This is a genomic window from Acidobacteriota bacterium, from assembly GCA_040754075.1.
Taxonomy (GTDB): Bacteria; Acidobacteriota; Blastocatellia; order UBA7656; family UBA7656; genus JBFMDH01.
In genome coordinates, this window is the sequence record JBFMDH010000022.1 from 1 (window position 1) to 19110 (window position 19110).

19 protein-coding genes and 1 pseudogene are annotated in these 19110 nt (G+C 51.9%); 13 read left to right on the forward strand and 7 right to left on the reverse strand.

The genetic code is table 11. The features are described 5' to 3' along the window. The first annotated feature begins 166 nt into the window (after positions 1–166). The 4 genes and pseudogenes from AB1757_20850 to AB1757_20865 all read left to right on the forward strand — a co-directional run bounded on the left by AB1757_20850 (position 167) and on the right by AB1757_20865 (position 2404). A pseudogene (locus AB1757_20850) lies at positions 167–271 on the forward strand (sugar dehydrogenase). Positions 272–589: 318 nt separating this feature from the next. Further along, entirely contained in the window at positions 590–982 is a 393-nt protein-coding gene (locus AB1757_20855; GenBank protein MEW6129502.1) for a DoxX family protein, read from the forward strand. A gap of 70 nt (positions 983–1052) precedes the next feature. Continuing rightward, positions 1053–1595 carry a sigma-70 family RNA polymerase sigma factor gene (locus AB1757_20860; GenBank protein MEW6129503.1) on the forward strand — a complete coding sequence of 181 codons (543 nt, stop codon included), beginning with the start codon at positions 1053–1055 and terminating at the stop codon, positions 1593–1595. Between the two features lie 44 nt (positions 1596–1639). Beyond that, positions 1640–2404, forward strand: a complete 765-nt coding sequence (locus AB1757_20865) for a zf-HC2 domain-containing protein (GenBank protein ID MEW6129504.1) — start codon at positions 1640–1642, stop codon at positions 2402–2404. Positions 2405–2603: 199 nt separating this feature from the next. Here AB1757_20865 and AB1757_20870 read toward each other — a convergent pair whose 3' ends face one another. Together AB1757_20870 and AB1757_20875 are read right to left on the reverse strand one after the other, a co-directional pair. Continuing rightward, the gene (locus tag AB1757_20870) at positions 2604–3239 is read right to left on the reverse strand and encodes a response regulator transcription factor (protein MEW6129505.1); all 636 of its coding nucleotides are present in this window, start codon (positions 3237–3239) and stop codon (positions 2604–2606) included. After that, positions 3239–5074, reverse strand: a complete 1836-nt coding sequence (locus tag AB1757_20875; protein ID MEW6129506.1) for an ATP-binding protein — start codon at positions 5072–5074, stop codon at positions 3239–3241. Before AB1757_20875 ends, AB1757_20870 begins: the two co-directional genes overlap by 1 nt. Before the next feature lie 182 nt (positions 5075–5256). Here AB1757_20875 and AB1757_20880 point away from each other — a divergent pair, with 182 nt between their 5' ends. From AB1757_20880 to AB1757_20910, 7 genes are all read left to right on the forward strand, one after another. Then, positions 5257–5559, forward strand: coding sequence for a hypothetical protein (locus AB1757_20880; GenBank protein MEW6129507.1), 303 nt, complete (start codon positions 5257–5259; stop codon positions 5557–5559). Positions 5560–5817: 258 nt separating this feature from the next. Continuing rightward, on the forward strand, positions 5818–6465 hold the full coding sequence (locus tag AB1757_20885; protein MEW6129508.1) for an ankyrin repeat domain-containing protein: 648 nt from the start codon (positions 5818–5820) through the stop codon (positions 6463–6465). Further along, positions 6462–6842 (forward strand): universal stress protein, encoded by a 381-nt coding sequence (locus AB1757_20890; protein MEW6129509.1) that lies wholly within the window; start codon positions 6462–6464, stop codon positions 6840–6842. The genes AB1757_20885 and AB1757_20890 overlap by 4 nt, the downstream gene beginning before the upstream one ends. Further along, on the forward strand, positions 6775–7230 hold the full coding sequence (locus tag AB1757_20895) for a BON domain-containing protein (GenBank protein ID MEW6129510.1): 456 nt from the start codon (positions 6775–6777) through the stop codon (positions 7228–7230). The genes AB1757_20890 and AB1757_20895 overlap by 68 nt, the downstream gene beginning before the upstream one ends. Before the next feature lie 1141 nt (positions 7231–8371). After that, positions 8372–11470 carry a glycoside hydrolase family 38 C-terminal domain-containing protein gene (locus tag AB1757_20900; protein ID MEW6129511.1) on the forward strand — a complete coding sequence of 1033 codons (3099 nt, stop codon included), beginning with the start codon at positions 8372–8374 and terminating at the stop codon, positions 11468–11470. A 192-nt stretch (positions 11471–11662) separates the two neighbouring features. Beyond that, entirely contained in the window at positions 11663–12862 is a 1200-nt protein-coding gene (gene mpgS / locus AB1757_20905) for a mannosyl-3-phosphoglycerate synthase (protein MEW6129512.1), read from the forward strand. A 5-nt stretch (positions 12863–12867) separates the two neighbouring features. Further along, entirely contained in the window at positions 12868–13701 is an 834-nt protein-coding gene (locus AB1757_20910; GenBank protein MEW6129513.1) for an HAD-IIB family hydrolase, read from the forward strand. A gap of 184 nt (positions 13702–13885) precedes the next feature. On the opposite strand, the gene AB1757_20915 is transcribed toward AB1757_20910, so the two are convergent. From AB1757_20915 to AB1757_20925, 3 genes are all read right to left on the reverse strand, one after another. Further along, entirely contained in the window at positions 13886–14062 is a 177-nt protein-coding gene (locus tag AB1757_20915; protein MEW6129514.1) for a hypothetical protein, read from the reverse strand. Positions 14063–14218: 156 nt separating this feature from the next. Further along, a complete protein-coding gene (locus AB1757_20920) occupies positions 14219–15190 on the reverse strand; it encodes an S-adenosylmethionine:tRNA ribosyltransferase-isomerase (protein ID MEW6129515.1) in 972 nt (323 codons plus the stop codon). A 1-nt stretch (position 15191) separates the two neighbouring features. Further along, entirely contained in the window at positions 15192–15950 is a 759-nt protein-coding gene (locus AB1757_20925; protein ID MEW6129516.1) for an SDR family oxidoreductase, read from the reverse strand. Between the two features lie 100 nt (positions 15951–16050). Between AB1757_20925 and AB1757_20930 the strand changes: the two genes are divergently transcribed. Together AB1757_20930 and AB1757_20935 are read left to right on the forward strand one after the other, a co-directional pair. Further along, the gene (locus AB1757_20930; protein MEW6129517.1) at positions 16051–16611 is read left to right on the forward strand and encodes an XRE family transcriptional regulator; all 561 of its coding nucleotides are present in this window, start codon (positions 16051–16053) and stop codon (positions 16609–16611) included. A gap of 302 nt (positions 16612–16913) precedes the next feature. Further along, the gene (locus AB1757_20935) at positions 16914–17336 is read left to right on the forward strand and encodes a hypothetical protein (GenBank protein MEW6129518.1); all 423 of its coding nucleotides are present in this window, start codon (positions 16914–16916) and stop codon (positions 17334–17336) included. A 78-nt stretch (positions 17337–17414) separates the two neighbouring features. Here the strand turns inward: AB1757_20935 and AB1757_20940 are convergent, their stop codons facing one another. Both AB1757_20940 and AB1757_20945 read right to left on the reverse strand, forming a co-directional pair. After that, the gene (locus AB1757_20940) at positions 17415–17606 is read right to left on the reverse strand and encodes a hypothetical protein (protein ID MEW6129519.1); all 192 of its coding nucleotides are present in this window, start codon (positions 17604–17606) and stop codon (positions 17415–17417) included. Between the two features lie 9 nt (positions 17607–17615). Continuing rightward, a complete protein-coding gene (locus tag AB1757_20945; GenBank protein MEW6129520.1) occupies positions 17616–18683 on the reverse strand; it encodes an alpha/beta hydrolase in 1068 nt (355 codons plus the stop codon). Positions 18684–19110: the final 427 nt, after the last annotated feature.

Genomic DNA, 19110 nt, shown 5'->3' on the forward strand with positions numbered 1-19110 from the left:
TGGGCGGAAGGCGACGAGTATTTTTCGGTCTGGTTTGAATCATTTGCGGCGCATATTATGCAATCTCTGGGATCGCTTCCAACAGATTGCGTTTCGACAAGTTACTCAACTTTTGTCATGTACATAGCTGTCCGTCTTAAAGTAACCAATAAACGGGTAAGTCACAGACGTTGCAGATGCTGTGCTCTTTTTAGCCGGAGAGCAAGCTGCCTGGATCACAGGCGTGCTAATGCCGCTCGACGGCGGCGTAACGGCTGGTCGTCACAATTAACCCATGCCATCAAAAAATCAAGCGGAGCCGCCAGTCGTTGTGCTGGCGGCTCCTTTCTGATGAATTACTGTTGTGCAAAGATATGATGTCCAATTCAGTTACCGTTTTGGGCGCGCTGCCACGCGCGCCGATTATTTCATCGTATGCCAACGTAGCGCATTATTTCTGTATGAGAAAATCTTTTGGAATAAATCACCTCAGTAAAGGAGTAGGTGGTATTGAGTGCTTAATTTGAATGGTGAAAGAACCCTGGGATCAGAAGCCTCCAGGGTTCTGGTGGATGAACCTAAGTAGAGACCATTTTGGAGGAGCTGAAAAATGGAATTATCGAAAACCAAAAATACGCTTTTGTGGGTGCTGCAAATTCTTCTTGCCATTTTTTACATCGCTCAGGCGGTTCTCAAGTTAATGGGAAGTGAAGAGGTTGTGGCGAACTTCAAACGCTGGGGCTTCCCCTCAGGCTTTCATCTGGTTATCGGCGGAGTTGAATTACTCGGCGGCTTGCTGCTGCTCTTTCCCAAAACCGCAGCTTACGCAGCTATCGGGTTAATTTTGGTGATGATTGGCGCAGCGTTTACGCACATTCTCAACGGCGAAGGCGCGATGGTCATTATGCCGATTATCCCGCTGCTTTTGCTCGCCGTAGTTGCCTACTTTCGAGGCGGTTGGGGTACAAAAGGAAGGCTGTCCAGGCTGGATGCCAACCAGTGAACCGCCATTTTGTGAACGAGAGATGTAATAGCAGGATATAAAATGAGCATATTTTGTACCCGGAGATGTGGTGTCGAAATTCGATAACATTCAACGAAAGACCAATTTCGAGCGTCAGGTTATTGCTTATGTAGATGACTTATTGAAGACCGCCACTCATATCCTGAAGAACCGACAGGATGCTGAGGATGCGGTGCAGGAGGCATATTTTCGCGCCTGGAAATATTTTGAGTCTTTTGACCCATCTACGGATGGAAGACCCTGGATGTACCGCATTCTCTTTAACGTCATCAATGGCAAATTAGGGAAACGAGCAAAGCTGGCTGAAACTCCTTTTGAGGCGATGGAGAATGCTGACCTGCCCGCAAGTAAGGTTTTGATATTCGATCCGGTTGCCAGTTTAGATGGGAGTGAAGTGGTGGCAGCGACCGAAAAATTATCGGCGGAGCACCGCAGCGTTTTACTACTGGTTATCGTGGAAGAGTTCAGCTACAAAGAGACCGCTGACATCCTCGATATTCCGGTTGGCACGGTAATGTCCAGGCTGCACCGCGCCAGAAAAGAGATTCGCGCGATTCTTAATCGAAAGCGCGCGACAGGAACTTCGCATTGATGCCATCCTGATTGAACTACTGAAGGGTAGGTGGTGGAGTATTTATGAATTGCAAGGAAACCCAGGAACTCATTCAATTGTTTTTGGATAGTGAATTAGACTCGCGAAATACGCTCGATGTGCAGGCACATTTAGAGACCTGTTATGCCTGTACGCGACAACTAGACGCTTATGCCGAACAGGATCGGTTGCTTAAAGACCGAATCAAAACCGAAAAGGTGGATAGCCGTCGGCTTCTTGACAACATTCGTGGTGTGATGGAGGAAAAGCCTGTCACCGTTAAGCCGCGATGGTTTGCGTTTGATGGATGGAAGCGGGTTGCCGCGATCATTGTACTTGGCTTTTTAATCACCTTTTTCGCCTTACAATCCTTTCTCCCGGGCGGCAACAGTAAGGTGTATGCTGATGTGGTCACCGACCATGCCAATCATTGCTCAATGGAGGCAATGATGGGTATTGGCAGCGATAGCGCAGAATTTAATCTACTGGTGCGTCAATATGGTGGTCTTGTCAGAGTGCCTGATCTTTCGACCTTTGGGTACGCTAGCCCGCAGGCGCGTCCCTGTCTGATAGACGGGCTTGATTTTCTTCATATCGCTTTTTACAGCCCGAATGCCAAACCGATTTCATTGTTTGTGCGCCCACACCAACCGGGGTTGATCACGGATCGTTTAACCCTGTTCCAAAAAGGCAATTATCGGGTGGCGGCACTCGCCCCAGCCGGAGTTGACCTGATCGTTGTTACCTCCGGTGATGAGTCGCAGGCGAAAGACCTTGCCGAGTTGATCAGCAACCAATTACAGGGCTAAGCACGAGGCTAAACCAGAACTTAAAACATCGGCACACTCGATAAGGCGAGAATACCGATAAACTAAGGCTTTTCGTCATAATGTGGTGTGTGCCAATCTTCTGCATTCCGGTTTGGTAGTTCAATGGCGCAGCCCCATCGGCTGCGAAGTGTCACGTCGGGGAGGACGGCAAGCACCTCCACACAGTTTACAGGATGGGCTAGTCGGACGGTCTGGCTTCGAGTATGAAGCGGGCGATTTCAACGCGGTTACTGAGTCCCTTCTTGGCAAGAATGTGACTGACGTGATTTTCAACCGTCCTGACGCTGATGTCGAGTTCGGCGGCGATCTCTTTATTGCTGAACCCGCGCGCCACCGCTTCGGCGATCTTCAACTCGGCATCGGTCAAATCCTCCAGGTAATGGCGGGGAGAGGGTAACGCCTCTGCCGCGCCCAGCATCCGCGAAAATTCGGCGCGGGTGCGCTCGACGCGGTTGAAGATAGCCAGAATGACCGCGAGCAATTCGTCCGGCTCAAACGGTTTGGTGATATAAGCGTCCACCCCCGTCCGAAAGCCTTCGACGCGGTCTTCTTTCTGGTCTTTCGCGGTCAGAAAAATCACCGGAATCAGGGCAGTTCGCGGCGACGAACGGATGCGGTGCACAAGTGTGTGGCCGTCCATCCCCGGCATTCTCACGTCGCTGATGATCAAATCCGGGAGGGACTCGGTGAGACTCACCAATGCGTCCCTGCCGCTGCGCGCGGTGCTGACGTCGTAGCCCTCCAACCGCAGACAGGCGGCGACCGCGCGCAACAAGTTCGGTTCGTCGTCTACCACAAGAAGCCGTTTAGCCATCAATTTTGCTCCTCGTCCGCCAAGCCGTTCTCCTGACTCCCCCACCTCGGCAGAGAGATGGTGAACGTGCTGCCGATCCCGGCGATGCTTTCTACAGAGATGCGTCCGCCGATCCCTTCGATGATTGTTCGCCCCAGGTAAAGGCCAAGTCCAACACCCGGCGCTTCCGCGACCTCTTCACTCACTTCAAGTAAAGGGTCAGTGACGCCAAGGCGAGGGGCGTGCCCGCGATAAAACTTCTCAAAGATGAATGGCAGGTCTTCAGCCAGAATGCCACGCCCGGTATCGGCAACCTGAATGACTACCTCATCCCCCACACTTTCGGCACGGATGCGAATTCGTCCGCCGTCAGGCGTATACTTGACGGCATTTTCAACCAGCCCGCACAGGGCACGCCGCAGGGCTGCGCGGTCGGCGAGCACCTGCGGCAGGGTTTCGGGGAGTTCGGCGCTGAGCAGGTGGCGGTGCGCCTCGGCACTGTGACGGGTGATGGTGAGGGTTGAGTTAACCACTTCCCTTACGTCCACCGGATCAAGGGTGATGTTGAAGGTGCCGGACTCGATGCGGGAAAGGTCAAGCAGGTTCAGCACCAGATCGATCTGCCGGTCGCACTCTGCCTCTATGGTATCCAGGAATTCTTCGCGCTCTTCCAGGCTCACCTTTCCGCGCCTGAGGACGCGAACCAGCGTTTTAACTGTGGTCAGCGGAGTCCGCATCTCATGCGAAACGCCACTCACAAAATCTGACTTCAACCGGTCAAGCTCTTTCAGCCGCATCTCGCGCTCTTCAATCTCTTGTGCCATGAAGTTAAAAGAGGTGCGAAGCTCTTCAAATTCGCCGGCGGCTGCAAAGGTCGCGCGTGTGGAAAGCTCTCCCGCGCCGAACCTCTGGGTGGCTTGACTCAGCCCTCGTATAGGCTGAACGACTCCCCGCGCCATCACAATCGATGCCAGGATTGCCAGCAATACTCCGGCGAGGCTGAACAGTAGAAAGCGGTTGAGTTGCGCCTGCGCCGGAGCATACAGCGTGTCGCTGGGCAGCCCGACCAGAGTGACGCAGCCGGTATCCCCGACGCGCGCCATACCATAAACCCGCCGTATTCCGTCAATCGGGCTTTTAAGCTCGATCATGGCAGTCGGGTTGTCGCCTAATGCTGAGTAAAACGGCGAGTTGCTCATGTCCTTGCCGAGATAGGTTTCGGGGCTGGGGTTGCGGTAAAGGATAATGCGACTCTGCGGGCCAAAGACGGCGAAGACGGATTGACTGGAAAGCTTGATTTCTTTCAGAAAAAAATTGCTCAGGGTGCTGACATCGATTTGCGCCACCGCCGCGCCACCGCGACTCATCGGCACCGCCAGCAGGAAAATCCCGCGCGGGTCGCCCGACGGCCAATCCGTATCCACCACCCATTTCCTCTCCCGCAGTTGGGTTAAGATTTTGTTCGCCACGTCTGTAGAAAGCGCGGGTGCGTTGGAAGGCTCTGAAATTGTCACCTCACCTGATGAATTCAGAATACGAAGTCCGATCCAGTGCGAGCGGCTGGTGACCACCAGATCAAGCAGGTGCTGCAACTCAAGCCGCGGCGTCGGTCGTTCATCGAAATTCGCGGCTACGGTCGTCAGGGGTTCCCGCTGGGATTCCAACCATTGCTCAAAGGCGACGGCGGTGATTTCGGCTTGCAATTTTATCGAATCCTCGAGCTGGTCACGAGTGGCATTTGACATCGCCCAGAGACTCACAAACCCCACGAGGGCGAGCGGCAACGCGACACCCGCCGCATAAACGAGCAGCTTGAAGCGAATTCCACCTTTAAAACCATCGCGGCGCATATGCATCAATGATTTCCAAATGCGAACCTGCTCAACATCGTGAGATGATTTGGAAAGTAAAGTATAGCACTCCCTACTTCTCCCCTAATAGCGGGAAACACCTAGGCGATGAGAGTGATTTCACAGTATTTTTCACCGTCCTTAAATCGCTATCGTAATCTATCAAACCATCGTTAAAGGATTAGAGCATGATTTTCTACATCGGATCGAAACAGTTTGGCGGATCGTCCGCTGTCGAGGTCACACGAAAAATAGAGGGCGATTGCGCGGCATATCACCAGGAGGGAGGGACGGTGCGCGACTTCATATCCTGGTCGCTGCTACAACTCGAAGGACAGTTGCCGCGGAGAGAACTTGCCGTCAGCGACCACGTCAGCGACGAAACCCTGGCGTTCAGTTATTTGTGTCTGCTCGATCGGTACGGGTTAGGTGAATTAGACTGCCTGACGGAAGCAAATCAACATCACCCTGCAAAGATGAATGTCCGGTAAACTGCACGGATGACTTTATAAGTATAAACACTCAGACCGAATAAGGGTTCATACAGATGATCGGTTGAACAAATAATTTACCATCTAAACCGGAATGCAGATGCTTGGTACACGACACATTAAGAATAAGCCCGGTTTATCGGCATTTTTTCAACATCGAGTGTGCCAACCTCATGCTTTCTGGTTTAGACAGGCGCTTCTGGGTAGATTCAGCCGAATGCCTACCCATAAGCTTTACTAACCAGGTAAGGAGATAACATGAAAAAACAAGGAGTTTTAACATGTGCGCTGGTTCTTTTGATTTCAGCGGTCGCTTTCGGAAAGGATGACAAAGTCACTTTGCACGAAGCGGCAAGGAAAGGGGATACCGATAAAGTCAAAGAGTTGTTAGCGGGAGAGGCGGATATCAATTCAAAAGATCACACCGGGCGCACGCCGTTGATGGAGGCGGCATACTGGGGTCGCGCCGACACGGTTGCCTTTTTGCTTGAGAAAGGCGCGGACGTGAACCTGAAGGATAAGCGCGGGCTGACGGTCTTAATCGCCGTATCGCAGCCCGGTCACCATAAAATTGTTCAGGCGCTGCTGGCAAAGGGGGCTGAGGTGAACGCCAGGAACAACGAGGGCAGTACCGCCTTGATCGAAGCGGCGGCTAACGGTCGGGCAGAGATTGTCGAAACCTTGCTGCTGGCCGGCGCCGACGTTAATGCCAAGAAGAATAACGGCCGCACGGCTCTGATGATGGCTGCCTATTTCGGGCACCCCAAAGTGGTGAAAGCCTTGCTTGACCGGGGCGCGAAGCTCGGCGAGAAAGACAACTCCGGTTATGTGGCGTTGGATTTTGCCAAAAGCGGAGATCACAAAGAGGTCATTGAGATGTTGACTCATGTCCAGGCAAAACAGTGATCCCACTTCTCAGTGACTTCAATGGGTCGCGCGGTCTTACGGGGATTAAGAAACTCCTGCTCGGAAGTGTTGCGCAATCAATCGTCAGTCATGCACCGTGTTCGGTCGAAGTCGTCCGGGCCGCGGGGCAATCAAGCTGCCTGAAATTCCAGACAACCTGTACTCTGGAATCTCTTTTCGCCAGCACTCGCTTTGACGGGGGGCTGCGGCTTTCACTTAGTCTCAGCTCGCCCCGCTGGTATAACCGACTTGAGCAGTCCAGTTCCACCTTCGATTCCTGTCGAGGTAGCTCAAATCACGGAGGTCATAATGAAGACCAAGTTGACACCACTCCTGTCAACTCTCGTCATAACGATCAGCCTTCTTATCGGTTGTGAGACTCAAAACGTCAAGCTGCAAAATGCCAATGCGCCTGACCCGGCAAAAACCGGCAACGCGAATAACGGCGATTGGAATATCTCGCGCGAAGCGTTCGAGAGACAGAAAGATCGCCTTGCCAAAGAGGCCAGAGAGTTGGGGAGAAAAATCGGGGACGGTAACGATGACCTGTGGATTTGGACCAAGACGCGCGGTGCGCTGGCTTACGCCGACGGACTAAGAGGTGTGACCATCAATGTCGATGTCGAAAACGCCGTCATCACGTTAAGCGGCAGGTTGCCGAATGAGGCTCAGAAAACTCAAGCCGAAGAAATTGCCCGCAATATCGATGGCGTTAAGAGTGTAAAAAATGACCTGATCGTTTCTGCGAACCTGCATACTGGCTGACCTCATATCTATCAGAGGGCGTTCGTCGCAGGCATCATCGGAGTGTCGCAATCGGGTTGTTGAAGACAGGTCTTTGCTTGACCAGATGTGCCAGGTATTCGGGCACCATCCGACCTTAAAATAGAGTTTGAAGTGGGAAGAAAGGGGGAAGAAAAAGCAGCGATTGCAGGGCAGTGTGCCAGGATGGTCGCCAATGTCTGTCAGCAGAATTTGGAACTTCTCAGGCGCGAATCACGCTAAGGGTTGCGGGCTTTCCGGTGTCGCAAGCCCTTCGCCGATTAGTCCAATTGCTAATAGTTCTTTAAGTCCGAGCATAATTGATCTCCATTCCACTATCGCTTATGCGCCATCTTTTGGTGGCATAAATGTAGCGTCACTTATGCTATTTAAGTGATATTACCCATGAATAGATTTCCGACTGTTGAATAGATTGATAAGAAAAATGAGGACTGCTGGAAGTAGTAGCAGATGAATAAAGCCGCCAAGATTTAATAAAAATCCCCAAAACCACAAAACTATGATGACAGCAAACACGAACCAAAGGTCGGCTTCAATATCCTTCATAGTTGCCCCTTTCTTTTGAGATCTCCGATGTGCATCCAGATTAAGTCAATCAGACGGCTATTTTCTTCCGTGTGATCCCTCAGACTTATAAGTAATTTCACTCAAACTGCGCGGATGAACGCTTTATGCTGATACATCGATCTCACTGACCGGGCTGGTTCAAACGGGTTCTATCCGTCCCGATTTGAAAAATAGGGATAATCACTCATGCGCTATGGGTATTCACACCCTGATTTCCGCCTTTAATTTTCACTAAAATCATTACTGGCAAGGCGTTGATGAACCATTATCGGAATGATGAGTCAGAGAGCCGGCGAATGTGTCTATTTCTCAACTCGACGACCAGGTTTTGAAATCGCTGAACGGAGTGACGCCCAAGACAAAATAGGTTGCACCCATCAGCGATATAGATGCCGGGCGCGCATTATTTAATGGGGGTGACCCGTCCGCTGACAGACGACTCTGCCGCAACGCATTAAAAGATGTAGAAAGGAGAACGCCAATTAAATCTGCACAATCATCATTGATCCATTCATTGCCAGCGCCGGAAAATCCAGGCACCCTGGCGGCTCAATTGATGGTACACCTGATCTCCCATAACCACTGGGATCGGGAATGGATATTCACCGCCAACTACACCAACCGCTGGCTGGTCTCCTTCTTTGATAACCTGCTAAGGGTCTTGGAAACCCAGCCCGAATATCGTTTCGTTCTCGACGGACAAACAGCGATCATTGAGGACTATTTGAGTCAGTTATCTCCCGCAGACGCCCGTCAGTGTGAACAGGAACTGAGTAAATATGTAAAACAAAACCGGCTACTCGTCGGCCCGGCTTACCTGCAACCGGACTGGGCGTTGGTGAGCGGCGAAGCGCTGGTGCGCAATCTGATGGTTGGTCACAAAATGGCTGAAAAGTTGGGCGGCGTCATGAAAGCCGGCTGGATGCTCGATAACTTCGGTCAGATTGCCCAGGCGCCGCAGATCTGCAAGGGCTTTGGCATCGACGGGGTGTTCATCTGGCGGGGCGTGGCTATGGACGCTGAGAACCTCAAGTCAGAGTTCTGGTGGGAATCTCCCGACGGCTCAACCGTGTTGGCTATCTACCTCATTAACAGTTATCGCAACGCTATGGTGTTGTCGCTGACCCGGGAGATCGCCGGGCAGCGCATTCTCTCGGAAGCCCAAGCGTTGCGATGCTTTGCTTCAACCCCCAATGTTCTCCTTATGAATGGCTACGAGCAGGTTCCCTGGCCCGACGACGTGCTGCCGATCATCAAGGAGTTTAACCACAGCGTTACCGAGAACCTGAAGTGTGTTCAGAGTACACCGCCCGAATACCTGGAGGCTATCAGGTCATTCAATCCCAACCTGCCAAGACTCAAAGGCTATCTTTACAGCGGGTTCTACATGCCTGTGCTGAAGGGCGTCTTCTCCAGCCGCAGCCACCTCAAGTTGCTCAATAATGAATGTCAGAGAGAGCTTGAGCGCTGGGCTGAGCCGTTTGCCACGATTGCCTGGATGATGGGAGCGGAGTACCCCAAGGATAAACTTGAGAAAGCCTGGAAGACATTGATGCTTAACCAGGCGCACGATGACATGTGCGGGTGCAGCATAGACAAGATTGCCCGCGATATGGAGTCCCGGTTTGCCGAGGTCTATCAAAGCGCCTATGACATCAGTGAGACCAGTTTGCGGACGATTGCTGATGCGGTAGACACGTCGCGCGCCGATAGTCTGCTCGCCATCGTCGTCTTCAACCCCTCGCCCCGCGTGCGCAGCGATGTCATCAGTTTCTCACTTGACCTGCCGGCTTCGGTCGAATCATTCAGCATAAAAGATGGCGGCGGGAAGTCCGCGCCATATCAGATCACGCGGCGTGACGAAAATAAGGTAGACCTGTTCCTCTACGCAACGGATATTCCCTCACTCGGCTATAAGACCTATTACCTCAAGCCTGGGAGTGCAGCGAATGAATTATCGGAAATGGTGATTGCTTCAGCCGAAGGGCGAACGCTTGAGAATGGTCACCTGTTCGTCCACATCAACGCGGACGGCACGCTAAACGTTACTGAGAAAGCGAGCGGCCACTTCTATGAAAATCTCGGCCATTTTGAGGACGGCGGTGACGCGGGCGACACCTACGACTACTCTTTTCCAGCGTGCGACCAGGTGATCACCAGCCTCGGCGAGCAGGCAACCATCTCACTGGTTGAGCGGGGACCATTGCTTGCCAGGTTCAGGGTTGAAATCAACCTGAACCTCTCGGAGCGCCTCACTGAAGATCGCCAATCGCGAAGCAAACAAACTCGCAGGTTCCCGATTGTGTCCTACGTAGAGTTGACTGCCGGTTCGCGTCGGGTCGAAGTGAAAACTCTGCTCACCAACATCGTTAAGGATCACCGCCTGCGCGTCATCTTCCCTACGGGTATTCAGTCCGATTACGCATACGCCGAGGAGCCGTTCGATGTCGCCAAACTGTATGTCGCTGAAGACCCTCCTCCGAAAGAACTGCCGGAGAGGGTGCGTAACCTGCTGCTTGCCGGCCGCTATACCCGACCGATCAACACCCACCCGTTTCAGAATTTTGTTGACTACAGCGACGGGACGAAAGGCTTGGCGATCATCAGCCGCAGAGTTACCGAATATGAAGTGCTGCCGGAAACGGGTGCCATTGCCCTGACGCTTTTGCGCTCTGTGGGGTGGCTTGCCCGCTACGACCTGCTGACGCGCGTCGGGGACGTAGGCCCTCATATCTTCACACCCGAAGCGCAGTGTCTGGGCGAGCATGTGTTTCATTACGCCATCTACCCTCATGGCGGTGATTGGTTCTATGGCAAAACACCTTTGGAAGCTTTTTCCCACAACCTCAGACTTCGCGCTGTGCAGACCTATTCCCCGGGTGTGTTGCCCGATGAGTTAGGGTTTGTCAGTTTGACAACCGACAGTCCTGAGGGGGCTTTCCGGCTGACCGCATTGAAACGCTCTGAATCCGGGGACGGCGTCATCATCAGGTTTTTTAACACCCTGGAGACCGCTGTACAGGGCGAAGCAAGAACCTGGTGGACTGCAATGGAGAAAGCGTTTCGGGTTAACCTCAACGAGGAAGAACAGGACGAACTCCTTCATGATAAGGGCTTGGTGAAGGTACAAGCCGGGCAAAAGGAGATTGTCTCTCTGAAGCTTAAACTCATGCCGGGACTACAGATTGATGCTCAGTATTTTGACGCGGCAAAGCTACTTCCGCCCTTGCCGCCGGGAGACAAACCGCCAGTCGCCGACCTTCCTCCTGTGCTTACCAAAGAGGATGTCCAAGCCGAGGAGGATCGAGTAACGCGCCTGGAGGCAGCTTTGCTAAACGCGAAGGCTGGAGTTTACACCCTGGAAGATGAGATCGAACGCACAGGCGGTGCCGCCATCGACCTCAGTAAGCAGGTCGAGTTACAGAAGAAGAAAATGGAAGTCGCCACGCTGACTCGTCAACTCAACGAGAGCCGAATCTCGGCGCTGCTCAACAAGCAGCTTTTCATTACCAACCAGATCGAGAGCGAGCTTGAAGAAATTGGTGAAGCGATGAGTTGGTCGAGGACCAAGAAACGCGCCAGCGAATACCTCGTCCATTACTATGAAAGTCTCCTCGAAAAACAAACCCTGGAGGTAAAGTTAAAGCCGAAATAAAAGAGTTGTTTGGGTGGCAAAAACGCCCGGCGCTGTTTTGCCATAATTTAATCAATGCCAATAATCCAATCATTTGCCACAGAATTACGGCGCTGTGAAGATTGCCGTTAGAAATTCTAAAGCAACGAATGAATAGGAATTTAACCTTGTCCCATAAAAGTATGATCTTGTGGGAATCTTATGGAGATCATTATGCGAATAGAACGTCCCCGCGAAGCGCAACGTTTCGGTGCCAATCTGATTTACGGCGTGCAAAAAGTCTATGAACTCGATTCAGGTCCGCTCGCCGAGCCTTTATATGAACCTTATTTTGTCATCCGGCAGGTCCCGTACGAAGCGCTTCACGAAGTCGAAAAGCAGATGGCGATCATTGTGCCGATCAAGGGCGAACGCTTGAGGTTGATCGAAGGAGTGCTCTACGGCATCCCTCATGCCTGCCTGACGATTGTCGTGTCGAACAGCCCCCGCGAACCGGTTGATCGCTTTAACATGGAAAAAAATGCCATCGAAAATTTCAACACCTTCAGCAGAAAAAATGTCATGGTCGTGCATCAGAAAGACCCGGTTTTGGCAAACGCTTTCGCCAGCAGCGGGTACAGCGAGATAGTCGATCAAACGGACAGGGTGGCAGACGGCAAAGCCGAAGGTATGATCATCGGGCTGATGCTGGCGCGGCTCGCGGGAAAGAAGTACGTCGGGTTTATTGACGCCGACAACTATTTCCCGGGAGCCGTCTTCGAGTATGTGCGAGTGTATGCAGCCGGTTTTGCCCTAAGCCAGTCGGATTACGTGATGGTGCGAAATCTCTGGCACAGTAAACCCAAGGTTGTCGAGTCGAGTTTATATTTCGCCAAGTATGGGCGCACTTCCCTGGTGACGAATCAGTATTTAAATCGCCTGATCAGCTATCACACGGGGTTTGAGACCGAAGTGATCAAGACCGGCAATGCCGGAGAGCACGCGCTCAGCATGGATCTGGCTCTCTTGCTGGACTATGCCGCCGGTTATGCGGTTGAGCCTTATCACTACATTGATCTGATAGAGAAATTCGGCGGCTTGCAGGAAAGCCCGTACCCGGAAGTCATGCGGCAAAGCGTCGAGATTTACCAAATTGAATCGCGCAACCCGCACCTGCACGCCTCGAAAGGCGACCCGCACATCCAGGATATGATCAGCGCGTCTTTGCGAGCCATTTACTATTCTCCGGCTTGCCCTGACGCGCTCAAAATCGAGATTCTTCATGAGATGCGCCGCCGCCGAATTCTTTCCAAAGAACAGGAGCCTGCGCCGATTACTCGCTATCCGGCGCTAGCCGAAGTCTCAGCGGAGCCTTTTGCGAACGCCCTTTCCGGCCAAGCCTATTTGCCGCTCCTGGAAGCGCTTTCGTTATAAACAGAATGAAGAGAGTCGAATCACCCCGGTTGATTATCTTTACCGACCTGGATGGAACCTTGCTGGATTTAACCAGTTATTCCTTCCGCCCGGCTATTGAGGCATTGACTCGGGTAAAGGAAACCGCCACCCCGCTGATCTTTTGTTCGTCAAAGACTGCCGCAGAGCAGTTGTACTATCATAAAGAAATGGGCATCCGTGCCCCGTTCATCGTCGAGAACGGCAGCGCCATTTTCATCCCGCAAGATTATTTCACTATCGCCTATCCGGCACAGCGCACCACATTTGCTTACCGGGTCATCGAGATGGGAGTTTCAGCGGCGGTGATTAACCAGAGACTGCAATCGATGCGGGATGACCTGAAATTACAATTTCAGATGTACACCGAATTATCTATCAACGCGCTTTGCCGCCTGACCGGGCTTGACCGCCAGGCGGCAAGCCGCGCCAGGCTGCGTGACTATAGCGAAACGATTGTTGGGTTATCTCGCCCGGAGGCAGAGACCCTCCATCAGGCGTTGGCGCCCGCAGGTCTATCTTGCACATGGGGGGGCAGGTTTTGTACCGTCACCGCTGCGCAAATTGATAAAGGGCAGGCAGTCAACCGGCTGACCGATTTATTTCAAAAGCAGTATGGGGCTGTCATAACCGTCGGCATTGGTGATAGCGCCAATGATGCCTCGTTCCTTGCAGCCGTTGACGAAGCCTTCCTGGTTCAACAGCCGGATCAGAGGTGGGAGCCGATTTCCACCGGCTACTGCAAACCGGTCGAAGGGGTAGGTCCGATTGGCTGGAATCGCGTAGTCAGCAATCTCCTCAACATCTATTACTATTTTTAGCGGCGACATACGATCTGCTTGATTCGGGTTTATTCGCAATCAGGGTTTGGGCTATGGAATTCAATCAGGCTCAAGCTCATCAATTAGCAGGTGCGTCACTGCGACCTGCTGGCTGCCGGATTCAACTCAAGGCTCAGGTTTATTTAGTTTGAAAAGTTTTAGCGAATTTGAGGTTACGTTATGGTCACGTGAATCGATGATAAGCCTTGATACTTGATGGTAAGGCTTGCAAATTTAAATGTGGTCGTAATGGCGGCAACCTGTAGATTTTGTAATGAAAGATCACCGATTGATAAGTGGTGACCATTGGTTTTTCGCTTTCGTAAACCGGCGTCGGAGGTTCGAGTCCCTTCGCTGGCATCAATAAAAATCAATAAAAAGAGCAAGCGCCATATGGCTTGCTCTTTTTATTGCACACAACCACGCAGGCTTTCATTCCTGACCGCATTTCAACTAATTGGTGATGGTCTTAAAAAACGCCGATAAGATATGCCTTGCCGATTAATCAGATAAATTTTTAACCTCCGGCGATAATCAAACAAGCATCGCCAAACTCATGGGTCAGGTAATCGTGGTCATCAAGATGCTGACTAACCCTCGCTAGAATGGACGCAGGCAGGAAGGCTCCAAGCAGTTGATAATGGCTTTCCGATACTTCATGGGTGCCGGTGATGATGCCGTCCACGAATTGCAGTTTATGACCGGAACTCAATTTAAGTTCGGTGAAGCCCGCAAGACCGAGGCTTGCGCTTTCCAAGGCGCGCACCACTGAAGTGCCTACCGCAATCACGCGACCACGCTTGCTTCGCGTTTGCCTGATCATCTCCATCGTCGTCGGTGGAATCTCGAATTTTTCAGCGAGCGGCAAAACCGCATCAATACCTGCATCGCCGGTTGATGACAAGCCTGCGCCATGCGTGAGCGAGGCGATTTGCACCCCTTTTCTTATCAACCGCAACAGCAATTGCCAATTGAAGGCGTGCCCGGCGCTCGGCATTTCAACTGCCCAGGGGCGGCTGCCGTAAACATTTTGCACCGACCAGAGTTTGAGTTCTTTATTCATATAAGCGTATTGCACAGGCTTGCCGTATCGGTAAATGCCGCGCCAAAGTTCTGTATTTGAGAGGTTGAACTCAAGATGCAGCAGCCTGTCTGAAATTTCGCTTTTTCTGAGAACGCTAGCCTGGAAATCGTCAGAGAAAATAATTTTCTCGCCGGTTTGCAGTTGCGGCGGCGAGGGGCGGTTCTCGGTCGGCGTTTGCCAATCCCCTTCACCCAGAATAACTGCCTGCCAGACGCTGGCATTCAATTGTGTACTCAGCCGAACTTCCACCTGCCGGTTATGTTGATCCCGACCGAAAAGCGAAGCCGGCAAGGTCGCCGCATCGTTGATCACCAACAGGTCGCCCGATTGCACAAAATCAGGCAGAAATTCGATAGTGCTGTCGCATAGTTCGCCGCCACTGACAACCAGCAACTTGTCTTTCATTTTATCTGCTCGAGGCGCGCGTGCTGCTTTCATAAACCACCTTCCAATCTGAGGCAAGCAGTCTTGCCCCGTTTGCTATTTCGTTGCCATGTTCGATTATCGAAACGATTTTTTCAGCCACTGCATCAGGCGGAAGTAAACTGCTACGGTCGGCTTCGGGCATCGCCTCGGCGTGCATACGGGTATCCATCTCACCGGGATCAATGCTCAGGAAACGAACGCCGGTGTCGGCTAATTCCAACGCGGCGATGCGCGTCAGATGATCCAGAGCCGCTTTGGAAGCGCCGTACGCGCCCCAGAATGGATAAGCCTCAACTGCCGCGTCAGAAGAGATGTTGATGACCACTCCGGTTCGTTTGAAAATCATGGAGCCAACCACCGCTTTGATAAGGCGAAACGCGCCAAGAGTGTTTACCTGAAGGGCGCGTTCAAAGTCTTCACATTCCGTATCCGCAATTAACCGCAAAGGCACAGGCCCGAGCGTACTGGCATTATTGATGAGGATGTCGATTGTGCCAGCTAAAGCCGCTGCCTGACCGACGATGGGATAAATCTCTTCTTTGTTGCCGACATCGGCAGCGATTCCATAGGCGACGCCGCCTGCCCTGATGATATCCTTTACCGCATCATCAAGTTTTGATGATTCACGAGCCACGAGAACAACTTTCGTACCTCTTGAAGCAAGGCTCTGTGCCAGCGCATACCCCAACCCCTGGCTGCCACCGGTGATCAGTGCCGATTTTCCATTAATATCAAACATATTCGATTACCTCCTTATTGTTACACTGCCATCATACGCATCGGCTGATGATTAGTCATCGAAATTGACAATAAATTATCGAAATGCTAATAAGATGGTGATGAAGGATGCAATTGCCGGTTATCTCGCACAGAACATCAAACAATTACGGCTCAGCCGCAATATGAGTCAGGAACAACTCGCCAGGATTTCGGGTGTCCCCAGACCGACGTGGTCTAATCTGGAATCCGGCACGGCTAACCCGACGGTTTCCGTGCTCACCAAAGTTGCTGCCGCGTTACAGGTTCCGGTTGAAGAATTGATCAGCCCGCCGAAAGCCGTGGCAAAGTTATACCGGGCGGATACGCTTCCGAAAAAACAACGGACGGGCATTGTGATTCGCAGGCTCTTACCGGATCACCTGCAAGGCATTGAACTCGACCGCATGGAACTTGCGCCCGCTTCACATATGATTGGTGTTCCTCATCGCATGGGAACGAGAGAATATCTGGCGTGTGAGAGCGGTCGGGTAGAACTGGTGGTCTCCGGTGAAACCTATGAACTCTCGCCCGGTGATGTGGTCGTGTTTCGCGGCGATCAGCGTCATTCGTACGCCAATCGCAGCACAAAAGTGGCAATCGCTTACAGCGCGGTGGTTTTAGGTCCGGGGCGAATTGAATAAACTTGTCCGTGAGAATTGTTCCGGCAGATGACGGGCTTCCTTTACCTGATTTAATCACCCATAAACCCTGAGCCTAGAGCAGGGCGGGAAATGACTCGACTGACCTGTGAACAGAGAACGTTCGGCTCTCTATCCGATTTTATTTTTGCATCGTGTTTTTACTATTTTGCGTCATCAAGGTTTGAGTGCCCTTATTTTTTGTCCGCTGAATGAGCGGACTCTTGAAGTCAGTTTAAAAGTCATAACGGGCGGGGGCGTTCGCCTTTCAACAGGCATCTAAATTCATCCCCAAGGAGAAAACCATGAATCAAGTTTTACCCGAATCGTTAGTTGTCACCATGACGACGCTTTATCAACCCTGCTCCGGTAATGTTGGCGTACAAATTCAAGCGGGCAACACCTTCGCTGTGCCCTTCGATTTATCGCACGTACACGGGCAAAGCGGCACGGTTTATTTAACCACGGATGCCGAGAATAATTTTCAGGCGGCAGAGCAGATGACCCTTGCGCCGGAAGGCTTAGCCGGTAAGGTCGCCTTCATGTCAATCGGAACCATTCAAGCGACGGTTTTCGGAGAAACAGAGACCGTTACGCGGTCATATATTGTCGGGACACCGGAAGGCACGGGTTATTCGTGGCAAGCGGGAATCATCGTCGGCGGTTGTATTGTGACCAACGGCGTAAGCGACGACGCCATCATCGCCAAGTTGAAGGGTGATTCCTAACTCCTCGGAAAAAGATTGATGATGCGAAAAATATTTTGCATCGTTTTTGAAAAAAACCGCGTCTATCAGAAACGTTAATCATTTTTTATCTCTGCCCTGCTTTTTGAGCGGGGCTTTTTGTTTTACGCCAGGGATTTTGGCTCTTTCTTTTTGAAGCGCCTGACAGTCGCCCGGAGAAAATGGATCAGCAAGTTGACGCGACGCTATAATTTGGTGCTTATCTCCTAAAAATATTCGCCTCGCGCCAACTTGCTGATTTGCTGCCTGCATTCTTAAAACTTATTTTGCCTGTTGCAGTTTGCCGCCTTTTGCCGAGAGCATCAGTTTGATTAACTCTTCGGTGACTTTCGGTTCAAGCCCTTCGGTGTGACCTTTGTCTATACGCACAACATCGGCGACGACACGACCATCTTTGCAATCGGGATAGATTTGAACCTGGGCTTTGCCCGGCGCTGGCAGAAGTCCCCAGCCCGGTCGCAACTGATTCAAACGGCTGCTGTCAAAAACATACCCGGCTTTGCTATCAGCTACCTCGACCGGCGGGCGGCGCGCCCCACAGCTATATTTTTTTGCCCAGTCCGAAGTTTCCGGCAGGCTTTCAATTTCGCGCTGTCCTGTGGTGTAGATGAATGAAAAATCATTGGTCGGCAATTCGCGCAACGCCGCCATTGCCGAAGCCATCGCGCTGCTCGGAGGGGTAGCGCCGGGCGTGGGAGAACCGGCTGCCACTGCGCCGGGAGGGGATGCGGGCGCAAAGGTTGCGCTGCGACCCGGGTTGCCGCCGAGTCGCCCGCCCGAAAGACTTAACCAGCCATCCACCTTATCTTTGAAAAAATCTGTGCGAATGATGCGATTGCTGGTCATCCCGCCCTGCGAATGTCCGACCAGCCAGAAGGCTTTGATATTTTCTTTGCCGAGTTGCTCAATCACGAAATTTACGATGTTCTGCAAATATTCATCATCTGGCGCAGACCAGGCGCGCGTCGGCGCATTCGGCGTCGCCACAACCAGACGATACTTGTTCACATAATCGAGCAGCGGAAAGTAATGGCGTTGCCAGTTCCCGTATGAGCCGCCGCCGTGCAGGCTCAAAATGAAGGTGACTTTTTCGCCCTTTTGCAAATCACAAGGGTAATCCAGAAAATAGGTGCGGCGCGTCTTCATCTCGACGACATTCCCCTGATTGATAACCGTAGCGCCTGAGCATTCGCTATCGGGACAATGCAGGTAAGCAGTTCCCGTACAGGTCGTGCCCGGAAAACGGAAAGGCTGTTGCTGCGCTGTGGCAATCGCAACGGTTCCCGTAAACACGACGCAAAACAAAATGGTGTTGAATAAATTTCGCATGACGATTCTCCTTTTCGCCTCTGTTAAACCCTTATCAATCATCTTCGGCAAGAGCTTAACGTTCAGACTTGCGCCGATTGAGCTTAGGAATTTTGATTCGGGTAATTTTTCAGAATTGAATGTTTGATTGGTCAGCAATCCCTGTCGCAAGTTTATCACTCGCAAGCTACGACTCAAAGCAAGATGTGAGGCGAATGAACATTGACTGTAGATTTATTGTGCCAGGTGGTCTGCGATTACTGCATGTACACTTTGTTAAAGCGAAATTTTATCTTAGGATCAGGTAGCTTGCACGGATGAAATGGATAAGCCCGCCTGGTTGTTCAATCCGAAGATAAAACTTTACCGTTCGGCAGTGAGCGACTATCAGTGAATGCTTGAATGCAACTCACGCTTGATGATTTCACGCCGAAGCGGCTCATTTACC

Bases quoted from the DNA above. Each gene is read 5' to 3' on its own strand.
- AB1757_20865 (MEW6129504.1), top strand. From the start codon at position 1,640: ATGAATTGCAAGGAAACCCAGGAACTCATTCAATTGTTTTTGGATAGT.
- mpgS (MEW6129512.1), top strand. From the start codon at position 11,663: ATGCGAATAGAACGTCCCCGCGAAGCGCAACGTTTCGGTGCCAATCTG.
- AB1757_20895 (MEW6129510.1), top strand. From the start codon at position 6,775: ATGAAGACCAAGTTGACACCACTCCTGTCAACTCTCGTCATAACGATC.
- AB1757_20910 (MEW6129513.1), top strand. From the start codon at position 12,868: ATGAAGAGAGTCGAATCACCCCGGTTGATTATCTTTACCGACCTGGAT.
- AB1757_20900 (MEW6129511.1), top strand. From the start codon at position 8,372: ATGGTACACCTGATCTCCCATAACCACTGGGATCGGGAATGGATATTC.
- AB1757_20940 (MEW6129519.1), bottom strand. From the start codon at position 17,606: ATGCAGGCAGCAAATCAGCAAGTTGGCGCGAGGCGAATATTTTTAGGA.
- AB1757_20870 (MEW6129505.1), bottom strand. From the start codon at position 3,239: ATGGCTAAACGGCTTCTTGTGGTAGACGACGAACCGAACTTGTTGCGC.
- AB1757_20855 (MEW6129502.1), top strand. From the start codon at position 590: ATGGAATTATCGAAAACCAAAAATACGCTTTTGTGGGTGCTGCAAATT.
- AB1757_20885 (MEW6129508.1), top strand. From the start codon at position 5,818: ATGAAAAAACAAGGAGTTTTAACATGTGCGCTGGTTCTTTTGATTTCA.
- AB1757_20875 (MEW6129506.1), bottom strand. From the start codon at position 5,074: ATGCATATGCGCCGCGATGGTTTTAAAGGTGGAATTCGCTTCAAGCTG.
- AB1757_20915 (MEW6129514.1), bottom strand. From the start codon at position 14,062: ATGCCAGCGAAGGGACTCGAACCTCCGACGCCGGTTTACGAAAGCGAA.
- AB1757_20945 (MEW6129520.1), bottom strand. From the start codon at position 18,683: ATGCGAAATTTATTCAACACCATTTTGTTTTGCGTCGTGTTTACGGGA.
- AB1757_20925 (MEW6129516.1), bottom strand. From the start codon at position 15,950: ATGTTTGATATTAATGGAAAATCGGCACTGATCACCGGTGGCAGCCAG.
- AB1757_20920 (MEW6129515.1), bottom strand. From the start codon at position 15,190: ATGAAAGACAAGTTGCTGGTTGTCAGTGGCGGCGAACTATGCGACAGC.
- AB1757_20930 (MEW6129517.1), top strand. From the start codon at position 16,051: ATGAAGGATGCAATTGCCGGTTATCTCGCACAGAACATCAAACAATTA.
- AB1757_20935 (MEW6129518.1), top strand. From the start codon at position 16,914: ATGAATCAAGTTTTACCCGAATCGTTAGTTGTCACCATGACGACGCTT.
- AB1757_20880 (MEW6129507.1), top strand. From the start codon at position 5,257: ATGATTTTCTACATCGGATCGAAACAGTTTGGCGGATCGTCCGCTGTC.